The 25992-nt window shown below is 69.7% G+C and carries 23 protein-coding genes; 21 read left to right on the top strand and 2 right to left on the bottom strand.

Features of this window, described 5'->3' with window-relative positions; translation table 11 throughout:
* Window positions 1-8: 8 nt before the first annotated feature.
* Window positions 9-848, top strand: a complete 840-nt coding sequence (locus B7K23_RS13615) for a sigma-70 family RNA polymerase sigma factor (protein WP_084127203.1) — start codon at window positions 9-11, stop codon at window positions 846-848.
* Between the two features lie 12 nt (window positions 849-860).
* Here B7K23_RS13615 and B7K23_RS13610 read toward each other — a convergent pair whose 3' ends face one another.
* Window positions 861-1418, bottom strand: coding sequence for a M23 family metallopeptidase (locus B7K23_RS13610; protein WP_084127202.1), 558 nt, complete (start codon window positions 1416-1418; stop codon window positions 861-863).
* Between the two features lie 369 nt (window positions 1419-1787).
* On the opposite strand from B7K23_RS13610, the gene rpsB reads away from it, so the two are divergent.
* From rpsB to B7K23_RS13535, 15 genes are all read left to right on the top strand, one after another.
* Window positions 1788-2699 carry a 30S ribosomal protein S2 gene (rpsB, locus tag B7K23_RS13605; protein WP_084127201.1) on the top strand — a complete coding sequence of 304 codons (912 nt, stop codon included), beginning with the start codon at window positions 1788-1790 and terminating at the stop codon, window positions 2697-2699.
* A 24-nt stretch (window positions 2700-2723) separates the two neighbouring features.
* Complete coding sequence (gene tsf / locus B7K23_RS13600; RefSeq protein ID WP_084127200.1) at window positions 2724-3563, top strand: translation elongation factor Ts; 840 nt, start codon at window positions 2724-2726, stop codon at window positions 3561-3563.
* Window positions 3564-3622: 59 nt separating this feature from the next.
* Window positions 3623-4366 (top strand): UMP kinase, encoded by a 744-nt coding sequence (gene pyrH / locus B7K23_RS13595; RefSeq protein WP_084127199.1) that lies wholly within the window; start codon window positions 3623-3625, stop codon window positions 4364-4366.
* 26 nt (window positions 4367-4392) lie between these two features.
* Window positions 4393-4950, top strand: a complete 558-nt coding sequence (frr, locus tag B7K23_RS13590) for a ribosome recycling factor (RefSeq protein ID WP_084127198.1) — start codon at window positions 4393-4395, stop codon at window positions 4948-4950.
* 31 nt (window positions 4951-4981) lie between these two features.
* Window positions 4982-6025: a phosphatidate cytidylyltransferase gene (locus B7K23_RS13585; protein WP_159451427.1), complete on the top strand. Its 1044-nt coding sequence runs from the start codon at window positions 4982-4984 to the stop codon at window positions 6023-6025.
* The gene (rlmN, locus tag B7K23_RS13580; RefSeq protein WP_084127196.1) at window positions 6022-7134 is read left to right on the top strand and encodes a 23S rRNA (adenine(2503)-C(2))-methyltransferase RlmN; all 1113 of its coding nucleotides are present in this window, start codon (window positions 6022-6024) and stop codon (window positions 7132-7134) included. Before B7K23_RS13585 ends, rlmN begins: the two co-directional genes overlap by 4 nt.
* Complete coding sequence (locus tag B7K23_RS13575; protein WP_084127195.1) at window positions 7134-7685, top strand: DivIVA domain-containing protein; 552 nt, start codon at window positions 7134-7136, stop codon at window positions 7683-7685. The genes rlmN and B7K23_RS13575 overlap by 1 nt, the downstream gene beginning before the upstream one ends.
* Window positions 7685-8842, top strand: coding sequence for a 1-deoxy-D-xylulose-5-phosphate reductoisomerase (gene dxr / locus B7K23_RS13570; protein ID WP_084127193.1), 1158 nt, complete (start codon window positions 7685-7687; stop codon window positions 8840-8842). Before B7K23_RS13575 ends, dxr begins: the two co-directional genes overlap by 1 nt.
* 79 nt (window positions 8843-8921) lie before the next feature.
* Window positions 8922-10232, top strand: coding sequence for an RIP metalloprotease (locus B7K23_RS13565; protein WP_084127191.1), 1311 nt, complete (start codon window positions 8922-8924; stop codon window positions 10230-10232).
* A 109-nt stretch (window positions 10233-10341) separates the two neighbouring features.
* A complete protein-coding gene (gene ispG, locus B7K23_RS13560) occupies window positions 10342-11496 on the top strand; it encodes a flavodoxin-dependent (E)-4-hydroxy-3-methylbut-2-enyl-diphosphate synthase (RefSeq protein ID WP_084127189.1) in 1155 nt (384 codons plus the stop codon).
* Entirely contained in the window at window positions 11493-12422 is a 930-nt protein-coding gene (locus B7K23_RS13555) for a GNAT family N-acetyltransferase (RefSeq protein ID WP_084127187.1), read from the top strand. The genes ispG and B7K23_RS13555 overlap by 4 nt, the downstream gene beginning before the upstream one ends.
* Window positions 12423-12590: 168 nt before the next feature.
* On the top strand, window positions 12591-13658 hold the full coding sequence (locus B7K23_RS13550) for an S-layer homology domain-containing protein (protein ID WP_084127185.1): 1068 nt from the start codon (window positions 12591-12593) through the stop codon (window positions 13656-13658).
* A 281-nt stretch (window positions 13659-13939) separates the two neighbouring features.
* Complete coding sequence (locus tag B7K23_RS13545; protein WP_143338299.1) at window positions 13940-17107, top strand: S-layer homology domain-containing protein; 3168 nt, start codon at window positions 13940-13942, stop codon at window positions 17105-17107.
* 66 nt (window positions 17108-17173) lie between these two features.
* A complete protein-coding gene (locus B7K23_RS13540; RefSeq protein WP_234996548.1) occupies window positions 17174-18979 on the top strand; it encodes a proline--tRNA ligase in 1806 nt (601 codons plus the stop codon).
* 66 nt (window positions 18980-19045) lie between these two features.
* Window positions 19046-19822 carry a glycerophosphodiester phosphodiesterase family protein gene (locus B7K23_RS13535; RefSeq protein WP_084127180.1) on the top strand — a complete coding sequence of 259 codons (777 nt, stop codon included), beginning with the start codon at window positions 19046-19048 and terminating at the stop codon, window positions 19820-19822.
* 8 nt (window positions 19823-19830) lie between these two features.
* On the opposite strand, the gene B7K23_RS13530 is transcribed toward B7K23_RS13535, so the two are convergent.
* The gene (locus B7K23_RS13530) at window positions 19831-20793 is read right to left on the bottom strand and encodes a hypothetical protein (protein ID WP_143338298.1); all 963 of its coding nucleotides are present in this window, start codon (window positions 20791-20793) and stop codon (window positions 19831-19833) included.
* Window positions 20794-20889: 96 nt separating this feature from the next.
* On the opposite strand from B7K23_RS13530, the gene rimP reads away from it, so the two are divergent.
* The 5 genes from rimP to rbfA all read left to right on the top strand — a co-directional run bounded on the left by rimP (window position 20890) and on the right by rbfA (window position 25990).
* Window positions 20890-21372 carry a ribosome maturation factor RimP gene (rimP, locus tag B7K23_RS13525; protein ID WP_084127176.1) on the top strand — a complete coding sequence of 161 codons (483 nt, stop codon included), beginning with the start codon at window positions 20890-20892 and terminating at the stop codon, window positions 21370-21372.
* Window positions 21372-22379: a transcription termination factor NusA gene (gene nusA / locus B7K23_RS13520; RefSeq protein WP_084127174.1), complete on the top strand. Its 1008-nt coding sequence runs from the start codon at window positions 21372-21374 to the stop codon at window positions 22377-22379. The genes rimP and nusA overlap by 1 nt, the downstream gene beginning before the upstream one ends.
* The gene (locus B7K23_RS16050) at window positions 22319-22687 is read left to right on the top strand and encodes a YlxR family protein (RefSeq protein ID WP_307176160.1); all 369 of its coding nucleotides are present in this window, start codon (window positions 22319-22321) and stop codon (window positions 22685-22687) included. The genes nusA and B7K23_RS16050 overlap by 61 nt, the downstream gene beginning before the upstream one ends.
* Window positions 22688-22826: 139 nt before the next feature.
* Complete coding sequence (gene infB / locus B7K23_RS13510; protein WP_084127172.1) at window positions 22827-25556, top strand: translation initiation factor IF-2; 2730 nt, start codon at window positions 22827-22829, stop codon at window positions 25554-25556.
* The gene (gene rbfA, locus B7K23_RS13505; protein ID WP_084127170.1) at window positions 25556-25990 is read left to right on the top strand and encodes a 30S ribosome-binding factor RbfA; all 435 of its coding nucleotides are present in this window, start codon (window positions 25556-25558) and stop codon (window positions 25988-25990) included. The genes infB and rbfA overlap by 1 nt, the downstream gene beginning before the upstream one ends.
* Window positions 25991-25992: the final 2 nt, after the last annotated feature.

Genomic DNA, 25992 nt, shown 5'->3' with positions numbered 1-25992 from the left:
GGAATGCCATGTCGGAGCTGAACACGGTGCTCAAGCACCTCGAGGCCACACCGGAGCCACAGGAGACCCCTGCGAGGACGCAGGGCGTCGAGGGAGACCCACGGTGGGTGGCGCTGCTCCACGGCGACGACCGTGAGCGACGCGAGGCGCGGGACGCGATCATCACCGACTACGCGCCGCTGGTCACCCACGTCGCCTCCCGCATGATCGGACGCTTGCCCGAGTCGGTCGAGCTCGGCGACCTGGTGTCCTACGGCATGTTCGGCCTCATCGACGCGGTCGAGAAGTTCGAGCCCTCGCGCGGCTTCAAGTTCGAGACGTACGCGAGCCAGCGCATCCGCGGCGCGATCATCGACGAGCTCCGCGCGGCCGACTGGGTGCCGCGCTCCGTCCGGGCCAAGGCGCGCGCCGTCGAGACCGCCACCCGGCAGCTCGAGCAGAAGCTCCAGGGTCCCGTCACCGACGAGCTCATCGCCGAGCAGCTCGAGTGGCAGACGGCGGAGGTGCGTACGGTGCGCGCGCAGGTCGCGCTGAGCCACGTCGCTGCCCTTGACACGCTTGGCGGCGTGGGCGACGACACGAACGCGCTCGACACCGTCGCGGCGCTCGCGGTCCCCGGGGCCTCGCGCAACGTGGAGCACCACGAGACGCGCTCGCTGCTTGCCGACGCGGTCCAGCAGGTCCGCGAGCGCGAGCAGGAGGTGCTCCGGCTGTACTACTACGAGAACCTCACGCTCGCCCAGATCGGCAAGATCCTCGGCGTGACCGAGTCGCGCGTGTCGCAGATCCACTCCGCCGCGGTGAAGAAGCTGCGCGAGACCCTCATCAAGACCGGCGCGTTCAGCTGACACGACCTCACCTCAGTCGGGAGCGACGGCCTTGAGCCTGATCGGACCCCAGCCCTCGGTCCAGTCGAGCGGATCCAGGTAGTCGTCCCCGCGCTTGAGACCCCAATGGAGGCACGCCTCGGGCGCGCAGTGACCGACGCCGGGCACGAGCGCGACCTCCTGCACGCTCCCGACCTGTGCTCCGGCGGTGACCGCCTCGCCCACCACGACGGTCGCGTCGACCGGCTCGAGCGTCGTCCTGAGCCCCGAAGTTCCCACCGCGATGACCACGACGCCCCGTCCCGCGACGGCGCCGGCGAAGGTGACCTCTCCCGACGCGGGCGAGAGCACGTCCGCCCCGACCGCAGTGGCGAGGTCCACACCGCGATGGCCGGGAAGCCAGCGCTCCGCGGGGATGTCGGCGCCACGCACCACGTCGGTCGGGACGAGGGGAGGTCGCAGCAGGGGCGCAGGGTCGGACTCCGACGACGCCGAAGAGGGAGTGGCTCCCGCGCCTGACAGACCGACGGCGACCGCCAGCACGAGCGCGATGGAGAGGGCCTGCGTCGCGAGATTCCTGCCGCTGCTCATAGGCTGAGGCTCGTGTCAGAACGCGCTCGCCGCGCGGTCTCGCGGGCGCCCGGTGGAGAGGGCGCGCGAGCCCGGGGCCTGGGGACGATGCGGTCCCCGCAGTCGAGTCGCTAGGTCGAGGCCCCGTCAGGTATGATTTACCCCGCATCCGGCATGCCCGGATGACGTCGCGCGCCTTTCGCGCCCGGGACCGTCTCGCACGGAACCGGGAGGCGCCGGGGACGCAAGGTCCGAGTTCGCTCGGTGCGGAACCGCGCAGGTGCCAGGGATCCTCTCCCACCCAGGGAGCGGATCGTCAACCGAACAACGGCGGGTCCGCCCGCCACCACAGCATGCACGCGGGGAACCGCGTGCGGAAAAGGAAGTGCCATGGCCGTCGTGACCATGCGCCAGCTGCTCGACTCGGGCGTCCACTTCGGACACCAGACCAGCCGCTGGAACCCCAAGATGAAGCGCTTTATCTTCACCGAGCGCAACGGCATCTACATCATCGACCTGCAGCAGTCGCTGTCGAAGATCGACGCCGCCTACGAGTTCGTCCGCGAGACCGTCGCCCACGGTGGCACGATCCTCTTCGTCGGCACCAAGCGCCAGGCGCAGGAGACCATCGCCGAGCAGGCCGCGCGCGTGGGCATGCCCTACGTGAACGAGCGCTGGCTGGGCGGCATGCTCACCAACTTCCAGACGGTGAGCAAGCGCGTCGCGCGCCTCAAGGAGCTCGAGGAGATCGACTTCGACGACGTCGCCGGCTCGGGCCGCACCAAGAAGGAGCTGCTGGGCCTTCGCCGCGAGAAGGACAAGCTCGCCAAGACCCTCGGCGGCATCCGCGACATGGGCAAGGTGCCGTCGGCCATCTGGGTCGTCGACACCAACAAGGAGCACCTCGCGATCGACGAGGCCCAGAAGCTCCAGATCCCGGTCGTCGGCATCCTCGACTCGAACTGCGACCCGGACGACGTCGCCTACGGCATCCCCGGCAACGACGACGCGATCCGCTCTGTCGGCCTGCTCACCCGCGTGATCGCGGACGCGGTCGCGGACGGCATCAAGCAGCGTCACGCGGTCAAGACCGGCACCGAGGCTGAGGCCGAGGGCACCGAGGAGCCCCTGGCCGAGTGGGAGCAGGAGCTCCTGGACGGCGCGAAGGCCGAGGAGGCCCCCGCCGCTGCCGAGGCCCCCGCCGCCGAGGCGCCTGCCGCTGAGGAGGCTCCCGCCGCCGACGCCGCCGCCGAGACCACCCCCGCTGCCGAGGCCCCCGAGGCCGCCGCGGCGGACAAGTAAGCCACTAGTCAAAGGACGCATCACATGGCGAACTACACCGTTGCCGACATCCAGGCGCTCCGTGAGCGCACCGGTGCCGGCATGCTCGACGTCAAGAAGGCGCTCGACGAGGCGGACGGCGACCTGGACAAGGCCGTCGACATCCTTCGCGTCAAGGGCCTCAAGGGCGTCGCGAAGCGCGAGGGCCGCTCGGCCTCCGAGGGCCTCGTCGTCACGCAGATCGCGGACGTCGACGGCGGCCAGGTCGGCACGCTGATCGAGATCAACTCGGAGACGGACTTCGTCGCGAAGAACGACAAGTTCATCGCGCTCGCGAACGACGTGCTCGCTGCCGTGGCCGCCGCCGGCGCCGCGGACGCCGAGGCCGCCGTCGCGGCCCCGATCGAGGACACCACCGTCGGCGCGTACATCGACGCCGCCGCCGGCACCCTCGGTGAGAAGATCGTGCTCCGCCGCGTCGCTCGCGTCGAGGCGCCCGTCGTCTCCGAGTACCTGCACCGCACCAACAAGGACCTCCCGGCCCAGGTCGGCGTCCTCGTCGGCTCGGACGCGAAGGCCGCCGAGGTCGCCCGCGACATCGCGATGCACATCGCGGCGTACTCGCCGATCTACCTGGTCCGTGAGGACGCTCCGGAGGACGTCGTCGCCAACGAGCGTCGCGTCGCCGAGGAGACCGCGAAGGCCGAGGGCAAGCCCGAGCAGGCGCTGCCCAAGATCGTCGAGGGTCGCCTCAACGGCTACTTCAAGGAGAACACCCTGGTCGACCAGGCGTTCGCCAAGGACCCCAAGACCACGGTCGGCAAGGTCATCGAGGCGACCGGTGGTCAGGTGACCGCCTTCGCCCGCTTCCGTGTGGGAGCCTAGGCTCTAGCACGTAGCAAGCACCCAGCATCAACCGCGCCGCGTCGCCAAGGAGGCCAGCCATGTCCGAGACCGATCCGATCCCGGACACGGCGCCCCCGGCGGCGCGGCGCGTGCTGTTGAAGCTCTCGGGAGAGATGTTCGGAGGCGGCGGCATCGGCGTCGACCCCGACGTCATCTCCCGCGTCGCCCAGGAGATCGCCGCCGCGGTCAGCGGGGGCGTGCAGGTCGCGATCGTCGTCGGTGGCGGCAACTTCTTCCGCGGCGCCGAGCTCAGCCAGCGCGGCATGGAGCGTGCCCGTGCCGACTACATGGGCATGCTGGGCACCGTGATGAACGCCCTCGCGCTCCAGGACTTCCTGGAGCAGGCGGGTGTCGCGACGCGCGTGCAGACCGCCATCACGATGGGTCAGGTCGCCGAGCCCTACATCCCCCTCAAGGCCATCCGCCACATGGAGAAGGGCCGCGTCGTCGTGTTCGCCGCCGGCGCCGGCATGCCTTACTTCTCGACCGACACGGTCTCGGTTCAGCGCGCGCTCGAGACCCGCTGCTCCGAGGTCATCATGGGCAAGAACGGCGTGGACGGCGTCTACACCGCGGACCCCCGCAAGGACTCGTCGGCACGCAAGCTCGACCACGTCACCTACCGCGACGCGCTCCAGCAGCGTCTCAACGTGATGGATGCCTCGGCGTTCTCGCTCGCCATGGACAACCGTGTCCCCATGGTCGTGTTCGGGCTCGAAGAGCATGGCAACGTGACGAAGGCCCTGCTGGGTGAGAGAATCGGGACGCTCGTGACGGCCTGAGGGGCCGCACTGACAAGGAGACAGACGTGATTGACGAGATCCTCCTCGAAGCCGAGGAGAACATGGACAAGGCCATCGCCGTGGCCAAGGACAACTTCGCGAACATCCGCTCGGGCCAGGCCTCTGCGGCGATGTTCGCGAACATCGCGGTGGACTACTACGGCGCGCCGACCCCGCTGCAGCAGCTCGCGTCGATCTCGATCCCCGAGCCGCGCATGGTCACCATCTCTCCCTACGACGCCTCGGCGAAGAAGGAGATCGAGAAGGCGCTGCGCAACTCGGACCTGGGCGTGAACCCCACGGACGACGGCAACGTGCTGCGCATCAACATGCCGCAGCTGACCGAGGAGCGCCGCCGCGACTACGTGAAGCTCGCGAAGACGCGCGCCGAGGACGCCAAGGTCACGATCCGCAACATGCGCCGCAAGGCCAAGGACCTCATCGACGGCGCGGTCAAGGACGGCGAGGTCGGCGAGGACGAGGGCACGCGCGGCGAGAAGGACCTCGACGCGCTGACCAAGAAGCATGTCGACGCCGTCGACGCGCTCCTCAGCCACAAGGAGAGCGAGCTGCTCGCGGTCTGATGCGTGCAGCGAGCGCATCCGGGGGCCGCCGATGAGGTGGGGGCGTCGCCGATCGGCGCAGACCGACACCGCCTACGAGACGGGACCCCGGATGCAGCCGGACGGCAGCCTTGTCTGGCCGACGCCCAAGGATGTGGGCACGGACCTGACATACCTGGACGACGAAGGCGACGGTCTCGACGACGACCTTGAGCTGTCGGACGCGGCAGCGGCCGACGAGGACGATGCGGTGGCCGAGACGGTGCCGCGGGCCCGCAAGGGCGGCCGCAACATGACCGTCGCGACGTCGGTCGGCATCGGACTGCTGCTCGTGGCGCTGTTCGCGGCGTGGTTCGACGCGCGCGCCTTCGCGATCTTCATCTACGCCGCCCTGCTCATCGCGGTCCTCGAGTGGCGCAGCGCGCTGCTCGGCCAGGGCCGCCGCGTGCCCGTGGTCCCGCTCGTGCTCGCCACGCTCGGCATCGGCTCTGCGACGTGGTTCGGCCGCGCGGAGGGTCTCACGGTGGCCGTGCTGGTCGGGCTCGCTGGGATGGTCGCGTGGCGCGCGACCGACGAGAGGGTCGAGAACACCCTCGCCGACTCGCTTGCCTCGGTGTTCACCCTGCTCTGGATCCCGTTCCTGGGCTCCTTCATGCTCCTCATGGAGCAGGCGGACGACGGGTGGCAGCGCATCGTCGTGTTCGTCGTCGCCGTCGTCGGCAACGACACAGGCGGCCTGTTCGCGGGCATGACGTGGGGCAAGCACAAGCTCGCCCCCACGATCAGCCCCAACAAGACGTGGGAGGGCCTCATCGGCGGCGTCCTCCTCGGCACGGTAGCCGCGACGATCGCCGCGGCGCTGCTGTTCGACGGCCGCTGGTGGCTCGGCACCCTCGTGGGCCTCGCCTGCACTGGTGCTGCGGTGCTCGGCGACCTCGCGGAGTCCACGATCAAGCGGGACATCGAGGTGAAGGACATGAGCTCCCTCATCCCGGGTCACGGCGGCGTCATGGACCGCCTCGACTCGCTGCTGCTGGCCGCACCCGCGGCGTACGTCATCTTCGCCGCGATCCTCGGTACCTTGGGGGGACGATGAGCACTCCAGTCAAGCTGACCTTTGCCGCGCCGCGCCGCGGCAAGCCGCCGCGTCACTTCGCCGACCTCACGGTCGACGAGCGCAAGGAGGCGATGCGCGAGCTCGGGCAGCCGTCGTTCCGCGCGAAGCAGCTCGCGACGCACTACTTCGATCACCTCACGGTCGACGCCGCCGACATGACGGACCTGCCGGCCGACGCACGCGATGAGATGGTGACGGCGCTGTTCCCGCCGCTCATGACCCCCGTGCGCAGCCTCGAGGCGGACAAGGGTGCGACCCAGAAGACGCTGTGGAGCCTTCACGACGGCGTCAAGGTCGAGTCGGTGCTCATGAAGTACCCGGACCGCGCGACCCTGTGCGTCACCAGCCAGGCGGGTTGCGGCATGGCCTGCCCGTTCTGCGCGACCGGACAGATGGGCCTGACTCGCAACCTGTCGGCCGCCGAGATCATCGAGCAGGTGCGACTCGCCGCCCGCTCCGCCCGCGACGGCGATCTCGGTGAGGGCGTGCGCCTGTCGAACGTGGTGTTCATGGGGATGGGCGAGCCGCTCGCCAACTACAAGACCGTCATGACCGCGGTGCGCGCGCTCGTCGCGCCCGAGCCGCTCGGCTTCGGCCTCTCGGCGCGCCACGTCACCGTGTCCACCGTCGGCCTCGTGCCTGCGATCGACAAGCTCTCCAAGGAGGGCATCCCGGTCACGCTCGCGCTGTCGCTGCACGCTCCTGACGACGAGCTGCGCGACGAGCTCGTGCCCATCAACACGCGCTGGAAGGTCGACGAGGCGCTCGACGCCGCGCGCCGGTACTTCGACGCGACCGGGCGCCGCGTGAGCATCGAGTACGCGCTCATCCGCGACATCAACGACCACGCGCACCGCGCCGACCTGCTCGGCGAGAAGCTTGCCGCCCGCGGCACCGGCTGGGTGCACGTGAACCCGATCCCGCTGAACCCGACCCCGGGCTCCAAGTGGACCGCGTCGGACCCGGCCGTCGAGGACGAGTTCGTCCGCCGCCTGCGCGCGCACGGGATCCCCACGACGATTCGCGACACGCGCGGCAGCGACATCGACGGCGCCTGCGGTCAGCTGGCGATCAAGGAGGACGACTGATGGCGGACCTGTTCCCTCGCGCGGGAGTGCTCAAGATCGGCTACAGCCGCGACCACGTCGACGCGTTCTTCACCGCGGCACGCGAGGCGTATGAGGCGTCGGACGGCGGCTCGATGGCCGCGCTCGACGTGCGCCGTGCCTCGTTCGACCTCAAGCGGGGGGGATACGCGACCCAGCCGGTCGACGCCGCGCTCGACCGCCTCGAGCAGGCATTCTCCACGCGGGCCCGCGACTCGTTCGTGCGCGATCATGGTCAGCAGGCGTGGTTCGCGGAGCTCGCCTCGCACGCCCAGGTGCTCTACCCGCGCCTGCGCAGGCCTCACGGCGAGCGCTTCGCACGCCCCAGCGGGCTCTCGGGCGGCTACGAGGCCAAGGCGGTCGACGACGTCCTGGACCGCATGACGGCCTTCTTCGACAAGGGCGAGCCGCTCAACGTCGAGGACCTCCGCAGCCTCACGTTCAAGCGCCGCCCCAAGTGGCAGGCCTACGACGAGCGCGTCGTGGACGCCTACCTGGCGCGGGCGGTGGACATCCTGCTCGGCGTCGCGTGATGCCCCGCACCATCTCCCTGCTCGGCTCGACCGGGTCGATCGGCACCCAGGCGCTCGACGTCATCGCGCGCAACCCCGAGTCGTTCGACGTCGTCGCCCTCGCGGCGGGTGGCGCCGATCCGGCCCTGCTCGCGCAGCAGGCAGCGGCGGTGCGCCCCGCGCTCGTCGCGGTCGCGCGCGAGGACGCGCGCGAGGCGGTCGTCGAGGCGTTGGATGCTCACGGTGTGAAGTCCGACGTCGTGGCAGGGGACGATGCGGTCGCCCAGGCCGCGGGGATCGGCGCCGACACGGTGCTCAACGGCGTCACCGGCTCGGTGGGGCTGCGGCCGACCCTCGCCGCGCTCGAGGCGGGCTCGACGCTCGCCCTCGCGAACAAGGAGTCGCTCGTCGCGGGCGGGGTACTCGTCAAGCGGGCGGTGCGGCGCGAGGGGCAGATCGTGCCCGTGGACTCGGAGCACTCGGCCCTCGCGCAGGCGCTGCGCTCGGGCACCGCTGATGAGGTCGAGCGGCTCGTGCTCACCGCGTCCGGCGGAGCGTTCCGCGGCTGGACCCGCGACATGCTCCAGGGGGTCACCCCCGAGCAGGCGCTCAAGCATCCCAACTGGGACATGGGCCCGGTCGTGACCATGAACTCGGCCTCGATGGTCAACAAGGCGCTCGAGGTGATCGAGGCGCACCTGCTGTTCGACGTGCCGATGGACCGCATCGACGTGGTCGTGCACCCGCAGTCGATCGTGCACTCGATGGTCGAGTTCATCGATGGCTCGACGATCGCACAGGCCTCGCCTCCGGACATGCGGCTGCCGATCGCGCTCGGCATCGGCTGGCCGAGCCGCGTCGCGGACGCGGCACCGGGCCTGGACTGGACGACGGCGCAGTCCTGGGAGTTCCACCCGCTCGACGAGGACGCGTTCCCCGCGATCCGCGTGGCGAGGGCGGCGGTCGCGGAGTCGGGCCTCCACCCGGCGGTCTTCAACGCCGCCAACGAGGAGTGCGTCGCGGCGTTCGCCGCGGGCGACCTGCCGTTCCTCGGGATCGTCGAGACGGTGCGGAGCGTTGTCGAGGAGTACGAGGCCCCTGGCGACATCACGCTGGACGCCGTGGACGAGGCGGAGCGATGGGCCCGGCGGGCCGCGCATGCCGCGATCCACGGATGACCGGCGTCGTCCCTGGGCGCCTCTCGAGGTGCGCCGCGCGACGCGGAACGTTTGACGACTCGGAGTTGTTGGTGAAGACATGGAATTCCTGATCGGTGTGCTGGTGCTCGTGGTCGGGCTGCTGGTCTCGATCGCTCTGCACGAGCTGGGGCACCTGATCCCCGCGAAGCGCTTCGGCGTGCTCGTGAGCGAGTACTTCGTGGGATTCGGGCCGAGGCTGTGGTCCCGCAAGGTGGGGGAGACCGAGTGCGGCGTGAAGGCGATCCCGCTCGGCGGCTACGTCAAGCTCATCGGCATGGTGCCGCCCGCGTCCGCGGTCAAGCCCGTCGCGAGCCGCGGCTGGGCGGGCCGGCTCATCGAGGACACCCGCGCCGCGGCCGAGGAGGAGATCCCCGAGGGTCAGGACCACCGGGCGTTCTACCACCTGTCGTGGTGGCGCAAGGCGATCGTCATGATGGGCGGCCCGTTCGTCAACCTGGTGATCGCGATCGTGCTGTTCACGGGAGTCATGTCTTTCATGGGCACCCCCACGCAGACGCTCCAGGTGTCACAGGTCGCTGAGTGCGTCCTCGCGACGGGGGCGAGCGAGTGCACGGACGACGACGCGGCCTCGCCCGCGTCGCTCGCCGGCATCGAGGAGGGGGACGTCTTCGTCTCCGTGGACGGCATCGCGCTCGAGGAGTGGACGGACCTCACGACCTACGTGTCCGAGCACCCGTCTCAGGAGCTGGCACTCGTGGTCGACCGCGATGGCGAGGAGGTCGACCTCACGGTGACGCCCGCCGCACGCACGGTGTACCAGTACGACGACGCCGGCGAGATCCTCACGGACGCCGACGGCGAGGCGCTGACCGAGGAGATCGGCTACCTCGGGGTCTACTCGGTGACCGCGAACGAGACTCAGCCGCTGTGGGCCGGGACCGCGCTCGCGTGGGACTACCTGGGGCAGACCATGCAGGTGATCATCCATCTGCCGTCGGAGGTCTACCACGTGGCCCGCGCCTCGCTCGGGCTCGAGGAGCGCACGACGGACTCCGTGATGGGCGTCGTGGGCGTCGCGCAGGTCTCGGGCGAGATCGCGTCCGCAGATGTGGACGGATACACGCTCGCCGATCGCGTGTCCGACATGCTGATGCTGCTGGGCGGCCTCAACCTCGCGCTGTTCGCCTTCAACATGATTCCCCTCGTGCCCCTCGACGGCGGACACGTGCTGTCGGCGCTGTGGCAGGGCGTCAAGAACGGCTGGGCGCGCGTGCGCGGAGCCGCCAAGCCCGCGCCGGTCGACGTCGCCCGGATGATGCCGGTCGCGTACGGCGTGTTCGCGCTGCTGCTCGTCATGGGAGCGGTGCTGATCTATGCGGACATCGTGGCGCCGGTGACGATAGCGTGAGTGACAAGCGGAAGACCTCGTACGAGGCCCCGTCGACGCCCGCGAGGGCCTCCGGGGTGGCGCTGCGGCGCTGCGAGGAACGGTTCGACAGGTAAGGAATACTGAAGACATGACTGCGATCGGACTCGGAATGCCGGCGATGCCGGCCCCCGTGCTGGCACCCCGGAAGAAGACCCGCCAGATCAAGGTGGGCGATGTGCTCGTCGGCGGCGACGCGCCCGTCTCGGTGCAGACGATGACCACCACGAAGACCCACGACATCAACGCGACGCTCCAGCAGATCGCGGAGCTCACGGCCTCCGGCTGCGACATCGTCCGCGTCGCTTGCCCCACGCAGGACGATGCGGACGCGCTGCCCGCGATCGCGAAGAAGTCCAACATCCCCGTGATCGCGGACATCCACTTCCAGCCGAAGTACGTCTTCGCCGCGATCGAGGCCGGCTGCGCCGCGGTCCGTGTGAACCCGGGCAACATCAAGCGGTTCGACGACCAGGTCAAGGAGATCGCGCAGGCGGCCAAGGACCACGGCACGTCGCTGCGCATCGGCGTCAACGCGGGCTCGCTCGACAAGCGCCTGCTCGAGAAGTACGGCAAGGCCACCCCGGAGGCGCTCGTCGAGTCCGCCGTGTGGGAGGCGAGCCTGTTCGAGGAGCACGACTTCCACGACTTCAAGATCTCGGTCAAGCACAACGACCCCGTCGTCATGGTGAAGGCCTACGAGATGCTGTCCGAGCGCGGCGACTGGCCGCTGCACCTCGGCGTGACCGAGGCCGGGCCGGCGTTCCAGGGCACCATCAAGTCCGCGACCGCGTTCGGAGCGCTGCTCAGCAAGGGCATCGGCGACACGATCCGCGTCTCGCTGTCCGCGCCTCCCGTCGAGGAGGTCAAGGTCGGCATCCAGATCCTCCAGTCCCTCAACCTCCGTCCGCGCAAGCTCGAGATCGTGTCGTGCCCCTCGTGCGGTCGCGCGCAGGTCGACGTCTACGAGCTCGCTGAGAAGGTCACCGCCGGACTCGAGGGCATGGAGGTGCCGCTGCGCGTCGCCGTGATGGGCTGCGTCGTCAACGGTCCCGGCGAGGCCCGCGAGGCCGACCTGGGCGTCGCCTCGGGCAACGGCAAGGGGCAGATCTTCGTCAAGGGTGAGGTCATCAAGACCGTCCCCGAGCGAGACATCGTCGAGGTGCTGATCGAGGAGGCGATGAAGATCGCCGACACCATGGAGCCCGAGGAGGGCGCCGAGCCGCAGGTGATCGCGGCACCATGACCGATTCGTTGCTGCGGAGGGCCCAGCAGACGCTGGCGCCCCTGCAGCGGCGTGAGGTCGAGGCAGCGCTCGAGCTGTGCGCGGCCGATCCCGTGTCGTCGGTGCTGCCGACGATGCACCTCGAGACCGCCCGCGACAGCGGGATCGTCCCGCGCGGGATGTGGGCCGTCAGGCGTCGCACGGGGATGACCCGTGAGCTCGCAGGCGTGCTGTGGAACGGCGCCAACCTCTCCGCGGTCCTCCCCGTCACCCCCGACGATCCGTCGGGGGACGAGATGCGTGCCGGCGTCGCCTCCGCGATGGTCGCGCGGCTCACCCGACCGGCTGCTCTCGTCGGCCACGCGGGCCTCATCCTCGACCTGTGGGGACGGGTCGAGCCGTGGTGGGGCCCCGCGCGCGAGCTGAGGCCGCGCCAGCTGTCCATGGCGATGGACGAGGACCCGGCCGCCCAGCCCGCCCCCGCATCGTCCGGGGACCTCGAGCTCGAGCCCGTGAGGCTCGCGACCATGGACGACTACGACGTCCTCCTGCCCGCGTGCGTGCACATGTTCCGGGGCGAGGTCGGCTACGACCCGCTCCGCCACGGGCGGGCGGCGTATGAGGACAGGCTGCAGTACCTCGTGCGCGCGGGCCGCTCCTATGTGCAGCTCGGCTCCATCCGGGGCAAGCGACCCGAGGTGATCTTCAAGGCAGAGATCGGCGTCCTCGGGGGAGGGGTCGCGCAGATCCAGGGCGTGTGGACGCACCCGGACGTCCGCGGCCGCGGCGTGGCACGGGCCGGCATGGCCGAGCTCGTGCGCGCGATCCGTGCCGAGGTCGCGCCCGTCGCGTCGCTGTACGTGAACGACTTCAACGCCCCCGCGCTCGCCGTCTACCGCAGCGTCGGCTTCGAGGATGTCGGGACCTTCGCCACTGTCATGTTCTGACGTCTCGTCCCTGGTCCTTGGCAGGATCGCTGCGTTCCTTGAGTTGAGGGCTCCCTCGTGTGGGATTCGCCACACGGCCATGACTTGGGGGGTTTTGGATCGATATGTTCGGGCCGTTGCCTGATCCACGTCGGGCCGGTCCGTGCCGTCGATCTGGGAGTCCCACCCATGCGCCGCCTGCTTGCAGTCCCGCTAGCCATCGCCCTCCTCATGGGAGTGGCGACGCCGGTGTACGCCGGTGCCGAGTCCGACGCCGCCGACAAGATCGTCAGCCTGACCAACACCCTGCGCGACAACAACGGCAAGTCGACCCTCTCCGTGAAGGACGGGCTCACGAGCGTCGCCGACAAGTGGAGCGAGAAGCAGCTCGACGGCGTCGTCACCGCGTGGAAGAAGTACCTCAACGGGGGCTCGCTCGACGTCCCGATGAAGCACAACCCCAACTACTCGTCGCAGATCCCCGACGGCTGGACGTCGGCAGGAGAGAACGTGGGCTGGGCGTGCGGCTACAGCACCGCCGTCGATGCCGCGAAGGCCATCCAGAAGGCCTGGAAGAACTCCGAGGGTCACCTCGAGAACATGCTCGGCAGCTACAGCCACATCGGCGTGGGCTTCGCATGGGACTCCGGCACGGGCTGCGCCTTCGCCACGCAGAACTTCGGCAAGTACCCCAAGGCCTCCGCGGTGCTCGGGACGAGCAGTTCGCTGTTCAGCGACGTCTACACGTCCGACTCGGCGTACAAGGCGATCATGTGGATCGCCAGCGAGGACATCGCCAAGGGCTACTCCGACGGCACGTTCCGTCCGGGCACCGGCGTCTCTCGCCGTCAGATGGCGAGCTTCCTGTACAAGCTCGCGGGCAAGCCCGACTTCGACGTCCCCTCCACGAGCCCGTACTCGGACGTGAAGAAGTCCGATTCGGCGTACAAGGCGATCGCGTGGCTCGACTCGACCGGCATCGCCAAGGGCTACTCCGACGGCACGTTCCGGCCGAGCGACAAGGTGTCCCGCCGCCAGATGGCGAGCTTCCTGTACAAGTTCGCGGACAAGCCCTCGGTCTCGCTGCCTTCGACGAGCCCGTACTGGGACCTGAAGAAGTCCGACTCGGCGTACAAGGCGATCGTGTGGCTGGACTCGACGGGGATCGCGAAGGGCTACTCCGACGGGTCGTTCAAGCCCGGCAGCAAGGTCTCACGTCGCCAGATGTCGAGCTTCCTGTACCGCTACTCCTCTTAATGCCCGCGCCGGCCCCACGTGGGGCCGGGCTCCCCGCAGCGTCCTGAGACGCCCGTGCGCTCGTCTTTGGGACTCTGCTCGCAAGGAGCTCCCCCATCCAGACTTCGAGGCCCTGAGGTCGCGCGCTGGCGCGGCCTCAGGGCCTCTCTATCGTTCCTGCAACAAGCGCGGAAGGTCACTTGTTGATTCTTCGCGAAAGCGATAGCGTCTGCGCGAGGCCACCGGGGCGGGGCCTTCGGCGAATCTGAGGGGGACGCACGGCGATGCGATGGCGCGACCGCGTGGCAGCGACAGTGGTGACGATGTCGATGGCGGTGGTCGGACTGCCGTCCGCCGCGACCGCGCTCGAGACGGCGACCGTCTCGGTCGATCTTGTGGCTTGGACCGAGGCGGGTGACGGGGCCGCCGCGACCGGAGGCTGCGTGACGCTGTACTCCGACGCGGACACCGTGGCGGCGACGCAGTGCGAGGGGGTCGACGGCGCCTACGAGCTCGTCGACGTGACGCCGGGCACCTATCGGATCGCCTTCACCGGCTTCGATGACCTGCCAGACCAGTGGTACGACCGGGCGGACTCCTTTGAGGACGCTGCCGACGTCGTGGTCGACGCCGCGGAGGTGTCGGTCGAGTACGCGATGCTTCCTGCGGCATCGATCTCAGGAGTTGTCCTGGACTCGACGGGCGAGCCGGCTGCCGGAGTGACGGTGGAGCAGTATGGCTCGAAGTACGCGAGTACTGGGACTACCGCCACGAGTGATGAGGCAGGGCGCTATGTCCTCGTGGCCGAGTACAAGTCTCGGTCGCTGAGGTTCGTCCCCACCAGCGCGGGGGACGGCTACCAGTGGCAGTACGCCTCACTCGCGAGCCTGGATGAGCTGATCACGTCGTTCGACGTCCAGCTGGCTCCGGAATCGTCCATCAGCGGTGTGCTCGAGATTCCGGAATCGTGGGACATCGATGAGGCATGTGTGCATGCCGTGGAGGACTTCGGGGGCCACACCTCCTCCTTCTTCGCGAGCACCTACTGCGGCGAGGTGGGTTCCGTCTTCGAGCTCGACGGACTAGGAGCGGGCACCTACAACCTGTGCGTCTCCTATGACGGCACCAGATGCGGCAGCTACCTCGGCTCGACGAGCTCAGTCGGCGCAACCGAGATCACCGTCGGCGAGGACGCGGACGAGAGCGTGGACCTCTTGTACGGAGGCACCCTCCGGCTCACTGTCACCAGCGGGGGCGAGCCGATCTCGGACGGCTGCGTCTATGTGAGAGATGTGTCGACCTCTCAGGGGGCGCTCTCCTCGTGCGCGGGGGATGAGGGTGTGTTCGTCTTCGAGTTCGGCGACAATCACAGCGTGCGCTGGCAAGTGGCCGGCGTTGATGGCGCGAACGACGTGTCGAACTGGGTCTCAGGAGCGGAGCTTGTGGGCGGCAGGACCGTCGAGAAGACATACGACGTCGGGGTCTACGGCCAACTCTCAGGCACGATCGACTACTCGGCGGTTGCCGGCGCAACAGGCGCATGCGTTGACGCATACAAGGACGGCGCGGTCGTCGGGACTGCGTGCACGGAGGAAGGGACATACGACTACTCCCTTTCCCTGCCCAAGGGGAGCGTGACCCTTCGCTATCGTGCCGTGGGAGCAGAGGCATGGCAGTGGTACTCGGAGGGCGACTCGAGCATCGCCGACGAGGCCGAGGTCGTCTACCTGGACACTGACGACGTGGAGACGATCGACACGACTCTTGAGGAGCGTGGTGCGGTCGTGCTGGACCTCACCGATGCCGAGGGTGTCGCCGCCTCGGGCGGGTGTGCTGTCGCGTACCGTGCGGATGAGTCCGAGGCCGACCGCGACTGCGTCGGCGAGTCGGGCGTCTACACGGTCCGCATCTACGGGGGCGACTACCTGGTCCGCCTCGAGGGCTTCACCGGGCTTCCCGACCAGTACGTCGGCGGCATGGTCCTCGGCGACGCGGTCTCCTTCGCAGTCACGACAGGTGAGAGCCAGTCCTACGACTACGAGCTCTCCGACGGGATCGGTGTCGTGGGCGTCGCCACGGCGCGAGGCGAGACGTTCACCGACGGCTGCGTCACCGCGTACCGCGACGACGGCACCAAGGCTGGGGAGACGTGCGTGGGTCCGGACGGCGAGTTCTTCCTCGCCGGCGACGGCGCCGGGACCTACTGGCTCTACTTCGAGGGCTTCGCCGACACCGTCGAGGGCTACTACGACCCATCGGGTGGCTGGGACTCCATGACCTGGACCGACGAGACGCTCTACGAGACCTTCCCGCTCGAGGTGACGGCGACGATCTCGGGCGAGGTCGCCAGCGATGAGGAAGGCATGTGGGCCGACCTCTACACGTGGTCCGGCGACTGGGTGGAGACGGTCGACGTGGTCGACGGCGAGTACGTGTTCGAGGACGTGCGAGAGGGCCAGTACAAGGTCATGGTCGGCGACGCCGATCTGGCCGACGTGGACTGGGTCCGCACGCAGTCTCAGAGCTCCAGGAACCGGGCACCTGGGCGCTTCATCATCGCCGATAGCACGGAAGCGCAGCTCAAGGGGGCGAAGGTCTCGGGTGGTTGGGACGTCTGGCTCGCCGTTGACCTCGCGGGCAAGACCTCGTGGAGCTCCGAGGTCGTCTGCCTGGCGGCATACGAGGTGACCACGTATATCCACTCGGTTCCTACGAGCGTCGACTGCGCGGCACCTGGCTCCACGATGTACCTGACCGCGCTCGATCCTGGCACCGACTACACGTTCCAGGTCGCGCCGCGCGAGCTCTTCACCAGAGCTGAGTGGTCCGCGTACGAGGGCGATTCATTCTGGTTCGGGAACGCTGATGTCAAGTCCGAGTCGTGGTACCTCACCACGCCGCTCGCGAACGACGGCTACTCGCTGGATCTCGCGTACTACACCGACGTGGACCCCACGGACTCGGGCTTCACAGCGATCTCGTGGCTCGGCGCGAATGAGATCGCGAAGGGCTACGCGGACGGCTCGTTCAGGCCCGGGGTCAAGGTCTCGCGACAGCAGATGGCGAGCTTCCTCTACAGGCTCGCGGGTGAGCCGGACTTCGACGTGCCGTCGACGAGCCCGTACTCGGATGTGAAGAGGTCGGATTCGGCGTACAGGGCGATCGCGTGGCTCGACTCGGCGGGCATCGCCAAGGGCTACTCCGACGGCAGCTTCCAGCCCCTGACGAAGGTCTCCCGCAGGCAGATGGCGAGCTTCCTGTACAAGCTCGCCGGCAAGCCGGACTTCGACGTGCCGTCGAAGAGCCCGTACTCGGATGTGAAGAAGTCGGACTCGGCGTACAAGGCGATCGCGTGGCTGGACTCGACCGGCATCGCGAAGGGCTACTCCGACGGCACCTTCCGGCCGGGCACGAAGGTCTCCCGCAGGCAGATGGCGGGCTTCATGTACCGCTTCGTCTACAGCGCCTGACCCCGGCCGCGCGGGCGTCCCTCGAGGATGTCCGCGCGGACGGTGCGCCCGGCTAGGCTTGGCCCCATGCTTCGCATGTCCACTCTCTTCCTGCGCACGCTGCGCGAGGACCCGGCCGACGCCGAGGTCGCCTCCCACAAGCTCCTGGTCCGTGCCGGCTACATCCGCCGCGCCGCGCCCGGCATCTACACCTGGCTGCCGCTGGGCCTCAAGGTCCTCGCCAAGGTCGAGGGGATCGTGCGCGAGGAGATGGACGCCGCGGGCGGCCAGGAGGTGCACTTCCCGGCGCTGCTGCCGCGCGAGCCCTACGAGGCCACGAACCGCTGGACCGAGTACGGCCCCAACCTGTTCCGTCTGCAGGACCGCAAGGGCGGCGACTACCTGCTCGCGCCCACGCACGAGGAGATGTTCACGCTCCTGGTCAAGGACATGTACTCGTCGTACAAGGACCTGCCGCTCACGATCTACCAGATCCAGACCAAGTACCGCGACGAGGCGCGTCCCCGTGCGGGCCTGCTGCGCGGCCGCGAGTTCATCATGAAGGACTCGTACAGCTTCGACCTCACGGACGAGGGTCTCGACGCGTCGTACGCGACGCAGCGCGCGGCCTACATCCGCATCTTCGAGCGGCTCGGCATCGAGTACGTCATCGTGCAGGCGCAGTCCGGCGCGATGGGCGGCTCGAAGTCCGAGGAGTTCCTCTCTCCGACGGAGGTCGGCGAGGACACGTTCGTGCGCTCGCCCGGCGGCTACGCGGCCAACGTCGAGGCCGTCACGACCATCGTCCCCGCGGCGATCGACTGGGCCGACGCGCCCGCCGCGCACGTCGAGGACACCCCCGACACCCCGACGATCGACACGCTCGTCGACTCTGCCAACGCGAACCACCCCCGCGACGACCGTCCGTGGACCGCGGCGGACACCCTCAAGAACGTCGTGATCGCGGCGACGAACCCGGAGGGGGAGCGCGGCCTGCTCGTCGTCGGCGTGCCCGGTGACCGCGAGGTCGACATGACGCGCCTCGAGGCGGCGCTGTCGCCCGCGACGGTCGAGCCCGCGAACGAGGACGACCTCAAGACGCACCCGGAGCTGGTCAAGGGCTACATCGGCCCCGGCGTGCTCGGTCCGCAGGCCCGCCCCGCCGACGTCGCGTACCTCTCCGAGGACGACGCGACGATCCCTTACCTGCTCGACCCCCGCATCGTCCCCGGCACTCGCTGGATCACTGGCGCGAACGAGCACGGCCGCCACGTCTTCGACCTGGTGATGGGCCGTGATTTCGTGGGCGACGGCACGATCGAGGCCGCCGAGGTGCGTGCGGGCGACGAGGCTCCCGATGGCTCGGGTCCGCTCGAGCTCGCGCGCGGCGTCGAGATCGGCCACATCTTCCAGCTCGGCCGCAAGTACGCCGAGGCGCTCGAGCTCAAGGTGCTCGACGTCAACGGCAAGCAGCAGGTCGTCACCATGGGCTCGTACGGCATCGGCGTCACGCGCGCCGTCGCGCTGCTCGCCGAGAACAACCACGACGAGCTCGGCCTCTCGTGGCCGATCCAGGTCGCGCCGTATCACGTGCACGTGGTCGCCACGGGCAAGGACGATGCGGTCTTCGAGGCCGCGCAGTCGCTTGCGGACGGCCTCGAGAGCCAGGGCATCGAGGTGCTCTACGACGACCGCCCCAAGGTCTCGCCCGGTGTGAAGTTCAAGGACGCCGAGCTCCTGGGCGCCCCGTACATCCTGGTCGCGGGCCGCGGTCTTGCCGAGGGCGTCGTCGAGCTCAAGACCCGCGCGACGGGGGAGTCCGAGCAGGTGGCCGTGGACGATGCGGTGGCCGCGGTCGCCTCGCGCGTGCGGGAGGCGCTTGCTCAGGCCTGAGCCGAGTTCATGGGATCGCTACCCGTGTGTCACGGTCCCGTCACGTGGTGCGGCTAGTCTGCCGACGTGACGCAGATCTGGGCGCACCGGGGTGCCCGTCTCGCAGCCCCGGAGAACACGCTCGCGGCCTTCGCGGAGGCCGCCGCTGCGGGTGCCGACGGCGTCGAGCTCGACGTGCACCTGACCGCGGACGACAGGCTCGTCGTCCGCCACGATCCCGACCTTCGGCTGCCTGACGGCTCGCTGGTCCCGCTCGCCGCGCTCACCCGCGCCGAGGTGGATCTCGCCGACGTGGGCGACGGGATCTCGGGTGCGCATCGCGTCCCGCACCTGTGGGAGGTCCTCGACCTCCTCGAGCCCACCGGGCTCGCGGTGAACATCGAGATCAAGGTGGGGCGCGCGGCTCCGTACCGGGGGATCGCGGAGGGTGTCGCCGAGACGGTCCGCGCCGCCGGGATGCGGGACCGCGTGATCGTGTCGTCCTTCGACCACGTCGGCCTGCTCGAGATGCGCGACCACGACGACGCGCTCCCTCTCGCGCCGCTGTACGAGGTGGGGCTCGCGCGACCGTGGGACTATGCCCGCATGCTCGGCGTCTCGGCGCTGCATCCGCAGATCGCGACGCTGCAGCGGCCGGGCACGGTGGAGTCCTTCCGCGCGGCCGGCATCGCGATCCGTCCGTGGACCGTCAACGAGCCTGCGCACCTGAGCGCGATGCTGCTCGCGGGCGTCGACGCCGTGATCGTGGACGATCCCGCGGCCGCGGTCGCGATCCGGCGCGACCTCGACCATGCGGGGCCGAGGGCCCCGTGGTCATCGGTGCAGCCGCCGGTGCCGGCCTGAGACGACGCCTACTGCTCCGCGAGGCCGGGGAGCACGGGCAGATCGGCGAGCCGCCAGCCGTCGAGAAGCGACTCGGAGGCATAGGCGTCGAAGGCGGCATCCAGGAGCCACACGATGTCGTCGCCCTCGGTGGACGTCGCGTAGCCCGCGTAGGCGGACGCCAGCGCGCTCTCCGCGGACCTCAGCGTCGCGGCGCGACTGTCGTCGTCCGCGATCGAGGAGGCGAGCGTCGAGTACACCTCGGTGCGGTCGTCCTCGGCGCCCGACAGTGCCTGGAGGGCGTCGGACCGCGCCGCGTGCAGCGCGGCACGGGCGAGCGAGGCCGCGCGCGCCTCACCCGACTGGCGGGTCGCGACGAGCTCGTAGAGGTAGCGCGCCTGGTCGTGCCGCAGCGCCAGGTCGGCGAGCGCGTCCTGGTCGAGAGCGCTCGACTGGGGCACGGCGAGGGAGTCGGACGCTCCCGAGGAGGGGAGCACCCGCTCTGCCACACCGGTCTCGGCGGTACCCGCCTGGACCTCCCCGAGCCACAGGGCGAGGCCATGGACCAGCGACGCGCTCGTCGCCCACGTGCGGAGATCCTCGTCCTCCGTGGACGTCGCGATCTCGACCGCGGTGTCGAGCGCGGATCGGACGGTGTCCTCGAGGCTCGCCGCCTCGGCTGCCACCGAGGCCGACGAGGACGGCGACGGCGTCACGCCGGGATAGGTGACGTAGCGCTGCCCCACGCCAGCGACGAGCGAGGGAAGGCTGCGGACCTCGACGCGCGCGAGGCGCCCGCCGTCGGTGCCCGCGGCGAGCGCGGTGGAGACATCGTCGAGCGAGGCCGCGAGCTCATCCCTCTCGACCGTGCCCGGCGAAGCGGTGCGGACGGGCGGCTCGGGAGTCTCGATCCTCACACAGCCCGCGAGCGACACGCTCAGCAGCGTCGCCGCCACTGCGACAAGGGCGTGGGCGCGGCGCGGAGAGCTCATGGCGGTCATCATGACACGTGTCCAGGGTGCGCTTAGAATGTCTCGCGAGCGAACTTCAGGAACGGAGCGCGTCTTTGGCGCGCGGGGAGGCTGGGCATGGACATCACGGAGCGGATCGCCGACCTGGCGGGCCCCGCCGCGCACGCCGCGGGTCTTGTCGTCGACGGCGTCGAGGTGCACCAGGCGGGCAAGCGCTCCCGCGTGGTCGTCACGGTCGACCTGCCGGAGACGGAGATCGGCTCGGCCGATCTGGACGCGATCGCCCAGGCTTCGCGGGGCATCGGCAAGGCGCTCGACGAGGCCGACCCCATCAAGGGCGAGTACATGCTCGAGGTCTCCACCCCGGGCACCTCGCGGGCCCTCACGGAGCGGCGCCACTTCCTGCGTGCCCGCACCCGCCTGGTCGTGATCGACCTCGCGAGCGGGGATCAGGCGCGCGGCCGGATCGTGGACGTCACGGACGACGCGGTGCTGCTCGAGAGCGACGCGCTGGGCGAGGTCACCGTTCCGCTTGCGAACATCGCGCGAGGCACGATCGAGGTCGAGCTCAAGCGCATCGACGACGAGACGGAGAACTGATGGACATCGACATGACGGCGCTGCGCTCGCTGGAGCGCGAGCGCGACATCTCCCTGAACGTCCTCGTGGACGCGATCGAGCAGGCGCTCGTGTCGGCGTATCACAAGACTCCCGGCGCCTACCGGAACGCTCGCGCGCACCTCGATCGCGACACGGGCCACGTGTCGATCTTCGCGAAGGAGCCGGTGCCCGAGGACTCGGACACCGACCCCGACGCGATGCCCGAGTTCGACGACACGCCCGCGGACTTCGGCCGCATCGCCACGGCTACGGCGCGTCAGGTGATCGTCCAGCGCATGCGCCAGGCGGGCGACGATGCGGTGCTCGGCGAGTACGCGGGCAGCGAGGGCCACCTCGTGTCCGGCATCATCCAGCAGAGCTCGGACCCCAAGAACGTCCACGTCGACCTTGGCGACGTCGAGGCGCTGCTGCCCCAGCACGAGCAGGTGCCGACCGAGCAGTACGTGCACGGCGAGCGCCTGCGCGGCTATGTGCTCCAGGTCGCGCGCGGCCAGAAGGGGCCGTCGATCATGCTGTCGCGCACCCACCCCGGGCTCGTGCGCCGTCTGTTCGAGATGGAGGTGCCCGAGATCGCCGACGGCACCGTCGAGATCATGAGCCTCGCCCGCGAGGCCGGCCACCGCTCCAAGATGGCCGTGCGCGCGACCGTGCCCGGCGTGAACGCCAAGGGCGCGTGCATCGGCCCCATGGGTGCGCGCGTGCGCGCCGTGATGAGCGAGCTCCACGGCGAGAAGATCGACATCGTGGACTGGGACGAGGACCCCGCGAAGTTCGTCGGTCACGCGCTGTCGCCGTCGCGCGTCGTCTCCGTGACCGTGGTGGACCCCGAGGCCCGCGCGTGCCGCGTCATCGTCCCGGACTACCACCTGTCCCTCGCCATCGGCAAGGAGGGCCAGAACGCCCGCCTCGCCGCGAGGCTCACCGGGTGGCGGATCGACATCCGTTCGGACGAGGCCGAGGGCGCGCCGGAAGGCGCCGGGGCCTGACGGCCCGGACAGCGGGTAGACTGGTGCAGCCGAGAGACTCGTCTCGTGTCGCCGACCACCCGGATCCGCCCGAAGAGGGCCCGGTTCGCACGTGCGTCGGATGCAGGGGACGAGGGTCTCGGTCGGTTCTCGTGAGGGTCGCTGTCGTGGACGGCGCCGCGGTGGTCGACACCGCCAAGACCCTCCCTGGACGTGGAGCATGGCTCCACCCCGGGACCGCATGCCTCGAGCTCGCACTCAAGCGACGCACGATCGGGCGCGCGCTGCGCAGCCCGGACGTCGACTTGAGCGGCCTCGTGGTGCGGTAGCGTGGACTGCGTCCGCCCAGCCATACGGCCTGACAGAACGGGATGAAAGCCCATGGTCAACCGATGAGTACCTCGAAATGAGTTACCAGCCGTAGCGATGGCTCGACCCCTGTCTCGGTCGAGCCGAGACAGGAGAATTGTGGCAAAGCCCCGCGTTCACGAGATCGCGAAGGAGCTCGGAGTCCCGAGCAAGGATCTGATCGCCAAGCTCAACGAGCTCGGTGAGTACGTCAAGGGTCCGTCCTCCACCCTGGAGGCACCCGTCGTGCGCAAGGCCCGTGAGGCCTTCCCCGGTGGCGCTTCTTCCGCCAGCAAGCCTGCCGCGAAGCCCGCGGCCAAGCCTGCCGCGAAGCCGGCACCGCGTCCCGCCGCGCCCAAGCCCGCCGCGACCGACGATGCCCCGGCGAAGCCCGCATCGTCCGCGCCCAAGCCCGGCGGTCCGAAGCCCGGCCCCAAGCCTGCCGCGCCGAAGCCCGCCGCCGAGGCGGCCGCTCCGGCCGCTGAGGCCGCCCCCGAGGCGAAGCCTGAGGCGTCCGCGCCCAAGCCCGCCGGCGCCAAGCCCGGCCCCAAGTCGCCGACTCCGGCCGACATGCCGAAGCCGCGCCCGCGTCCCGGCGGCAACAACCCCTTCTCGGACCGCTCCGCCGGTCCGCGTCCCCGCCCGCGTCCGGGCGGCAACAACCCGTTCCAGGGCCCCCGCAGCGGCGGCCAGGGCGGCGGCCGTCCCGCCGGAGGCGCCCCGCGTCCCGGCGGTGGTCAGGGCCGTCCCGGCGGCGCCCCGCGTCCCGGCCAGGGCTTCGGCCCGCGTCCGACCGCTCCGGCGGGCGGCACCGGCGGTGCTCCCGGCCGTGGCGGTCGCGGCGGCTTCGGCGGCCCCGGCGGTCCCGGCGGTCCCGGTGGTCGTCCGGCTCCGGGTGGCCGCGGTCGTGGCGGCGGCACCGCTGGCGCCTTCGGTCGTCAGGGCGGCCGTCCCGTCCGTTCGCGCAAGAGCAAGCGTGCGAAGCGGGCAGAGTACGAGCAGCAGCAGGCTCCGGCGATCGGTGGCGTGCAGATCCCTCGCGGTGACGGCACGACCCCGCTGCGCCTGCGCCGCGGCGCGACGCTGACCGACTTCGCCGAGAAGATCGATGTCAATCCCGCGTCGCTCGTCACGGTGCTGTTCCACCTCGGTGAGATGGCGACCGCGACGCAGTCGCTCGACGAGGACACGTTCGAGACCCTCGGCGCCGAGCTGGGCTACAAGATCCAGATCGTCTCGCCCGAGGACGAGGACAAGGAGCTCCTCGAGGGCTTCGGCCTCGACCTGGAGGCCGAGCTCGAGGCGGAGACCGACGAGGAGCTCGAGCCCCGCGCCCCGATCGTCACCGTCATGGGTCACGTCGACCACGGAAAGACGCGCCTGCTGGACTCGATCCGCAAGGCGGACGTCATCTCCGGCGAGGCGGGCGGCATCACGCAGCACATCGGTGCGTACCAGATCCGCCACGTCCACGACGGCGTCACGCGTCCCATCACGTTCATCGACACCCCTGGTCACGAGGCGTTCACCGCCATGCGTGCCCGTGGTGCGCAGGTCACCGACATCGCGATCCTCGTGGTCGCGGCGGACGACGGCGTGATGCCGCAGACCATCGAGGCGCTCAACCACGCCCAGGCGGCGAACGTGCCGATCGTGGTCGCGATCAACAAGGTGGACAAGGAGGGGGCCAACCCCGACAAGATCCGCCAGCAGCTCACCGAGTACAACCTGGTGTCCGAGGACTGGGGCGGCGACACGATGTTCGTCAACGTCTCCGCGCTTCAGGGCATGGGCATCGACGACCTCCTCGAGGCCGTCCTGCTCACCGCCGACGCCGGTCTGGACCTGCGCGCGAACCCCAACAAGGACGCGCGCGGTGTGGCCGTCGAGGCGCACCTCGACAAGGGCCGCGGTGCCGTCGCGACCGTGCTGGTCAACTCGGGAACGCTGCGCGTCGGAGACGCGATCGTCGCGGGCACGGCCTACGGCCGCGTGCGCGCCATGTTCGACGAGTACGACAAGCCGATCGAGGAGGCCAAGCCCGGACGTCCCGTCCTGGTGATCGGTCTCACCTCGGTCCCCGGTGCCGGTGACTCGTTCATCGTGGCCGAGGACGACCGCACCGCCCGCCAGATCGCCGAGAAGCGCGAGGCCGCGGAGCGTGCCGCCCAGCTGGCCAAGCGTCGCAAGCGCATCTCCCTCGAGGACTTCAACAAGGCCCTCGAGGAGGGCAAGGTCGACACCCTCAACCTCATCATCAAGGGCGATGTGTCCGGTGCCGTCGAGGCACTCGAGGACGCGCTGCTCCAGATCGATGTGGGCGACGAGGTCGACCTGCGCATCATCCACCGTGGCGTCGGTGCGGTGACGCAGAACGACGTGAACCTGGCGACGGTCGACAACGCGATCATCATCGGCTTCAACGTGCGTCCCGCCGAGCGCGTCCAGGAGATGGCCGACCGCGAGGGCGTCGACATGCGCTTCTACTCGGTCATCTACCGTGCGCTCGAGGACGTCGAGGCCTCGCTCAAGGGCATGCTCAAGCCCGAGTTCGAGGAGAAGCAGGTCGGTGCCGCGGAGATCCAGGAGATCTTCCGCTCGTCCAAGTTCGGCAACATCGCGGGCTGCATCGTCCGCGAGGGTCTCATCAAGCGCAACGCGAAGGCGAAGGTCGTCCGCAACGGCGTCGTCATCGGCGAGCCCGAGATCGACACCCTGCGTCGCTTCAAGGACGACGTCACCGAGGTCAAGGACGGCTACGAGTGCGGTATCGGGCTCGGCAAGTTCAATGACATCCAGGTCGGCGACATCATCGAGACCTTCGAGATGGTCGAGATTCCGAGGGACTGATGAGCGACAACCCCCGTGCGCTTCGGCTCGCGGGCACGATCAAGAAGATCGTCGCCCGCGCGCTGGAGAACGAGATCAAGGACCCCCGCCTGGGGTTCGTCACGATCACGGACGTGCGCGTCACGGGCGATCTGCAGCAGGCCTCGGTGTTCTACACGGTCCTCGGCTCTGACGAGGATCGTGCGGGCACCGCGGCCGCGCTGCAGTCCGCGAAGGGCAAGCTGCGTTCGAAGGTGGGGCACGAGCTCGGCATCAGGCTGACGCCGAGCCTCGAGTTCCACCTCGACGCGGTGCCCGAGTCGGCCGCGTCCCTCGACCGCGCGCTTCACGAGGCGCAGCAGCGGGACGAGGAGCTGCGCAGGCTCCGTGAGAACGCCACCTACGCCGGCGAGGCGGATCCCTACCGCCACGCCGACGAGGACGACGAGGCGTAGCC

The organism is Demequina sp. NBRC 110054, assembly GCF_002090115.1.
GTDB lineage: Bacteria > Actinomycetota > Actinomycetes > Actinomycetales > Demequinaceae > Demequina.
The sequence above is the reverse complement of the archived record's forward strand: the minus strand, read 5'-3'. Positions and strand labels throughout refer to the sequence as shown.

Bases quoted from the DNA above. Each gene is read 5' to 3' on its own strand.
- B7K23_RS13615 (WP_084127203.1), top strand. From the start codon at position 9: ATGTCGGAGCTGAACACGGTGCTCAAGCACCTCGAGGCCACACCGGAG.
- B7K23_RS13610 (WP_084127202.1), bottom strand. From the start codon at position 1,418: ATGAGCAGCGGCAGGAATCTCGCGACGCAGGCCCTCTCCATCGCGCTC.
- rpsB (WP_084127201.1), top strand. From the start codon at position 1,788: ATGGCCGTCGTGACCATGCGCCAGCTGCTCGACTCGGGCGTCCACTTC.
- tsf (WP_084127200.1), top strand. From the start codon at position 2,724: ATGGCGAACTACACCGTTGCCGACATCCAGGCGCTCCGTGAGCGCACC.
- pyrH (WP_084127199.1), top strand. From the start codon at position 3,623: ATGTCCGAGACCGATCCGATCCCGGACACGGCGCCCCCGGCGGCGCGG.
- B7K23_RS13585 (WP_159451427.1), top strand. From the start codon at position 4,982: ATGAGGTGGGGGCGTCGCCGATCGGCGCAGACCGACACCGCCTACGAG.
- rlmN (WP_084127196.1), top strand. From the start codon at position 6,022: ATGAGCACTCCAGTCAAGCTGACCTTTGCCGCGCCGCGCCGCGGCAAG.
- B7K23_RS13575 (WP_084127195.1), top strand. From the start codon at position 7,134: ATGGCGGACCTGTTCCCTCGCGCGGGAGTGCTCAAGATCGGCTACAGC.
- dxr (WP_084127193.1), top strand. From the start codon at position 7,685: ATGCCCCGCACCATCTCCCTGCTCGGCTCGACCGGGTCGATCGGCACC.
- B7K23_RS13565 (WP_084127191.1), top strand. From the start codon at position 8,922: ATGGAATTCCTGATCGGTGTGCTGGTGCTCGTGGTCGGGCTGCTGGTC.
- ispG (WP_084127189.1), top strand. From the start codon at position 10,342: ATGACTGCGATCGGACTCGGAATGCCGGCGATGCCGGCCCCCGTGCTG.
- B7K23_RS13555 (WP_084127187.1), top strand. From the start codon at position 11,493: ATGACCGATTCGTTGCTGCGGAGGGCCCAGCAGACGCTGGCGCCCCTG.
- B7K23_RS13550 (WP_084127185.1), top strand. From the start codon at position 12,591: ATGCGCCGCCTGCTTGCAGTCCCGCTAGCCATCGCCCTCCTCATGGGA.
- B7K23_RS13540 (WP_234996548.1), top strand. From the start codon at position 17,174: ATGCTTCGCATGTCCACTCTCTTCCTGCGCACGCTGCGCGAGGACCCG.
- B7K23_RS13530 (WP_143338298.1), bottom strand. From the start codon at position 20,793: ATGAGCTCTCCGCGCCGCGCCCACGCCCTTGTCGCAGTGGCGGCGACG.
- rimP (WP_084127176.1), top strand. From the start codon at position 20,890: ATGGACATCACGGAGCGGATCGCCGACCTGGCGGGCCCCGCCGCGCAC.
- nusA (WP_084127174.1), top strand. From the start codon at position 21,372: ATGGACATCGACATGACGGCGCTGCGCTCGCTGGAGCGCGAGCGCGAC.
- rbfA (WP_084127170.1), top strand. From the start codon at position 25,556: ATGAGCGACAACCCCCGTGCGCTTCGGCTCGCGGGCACGATCAAGAAG.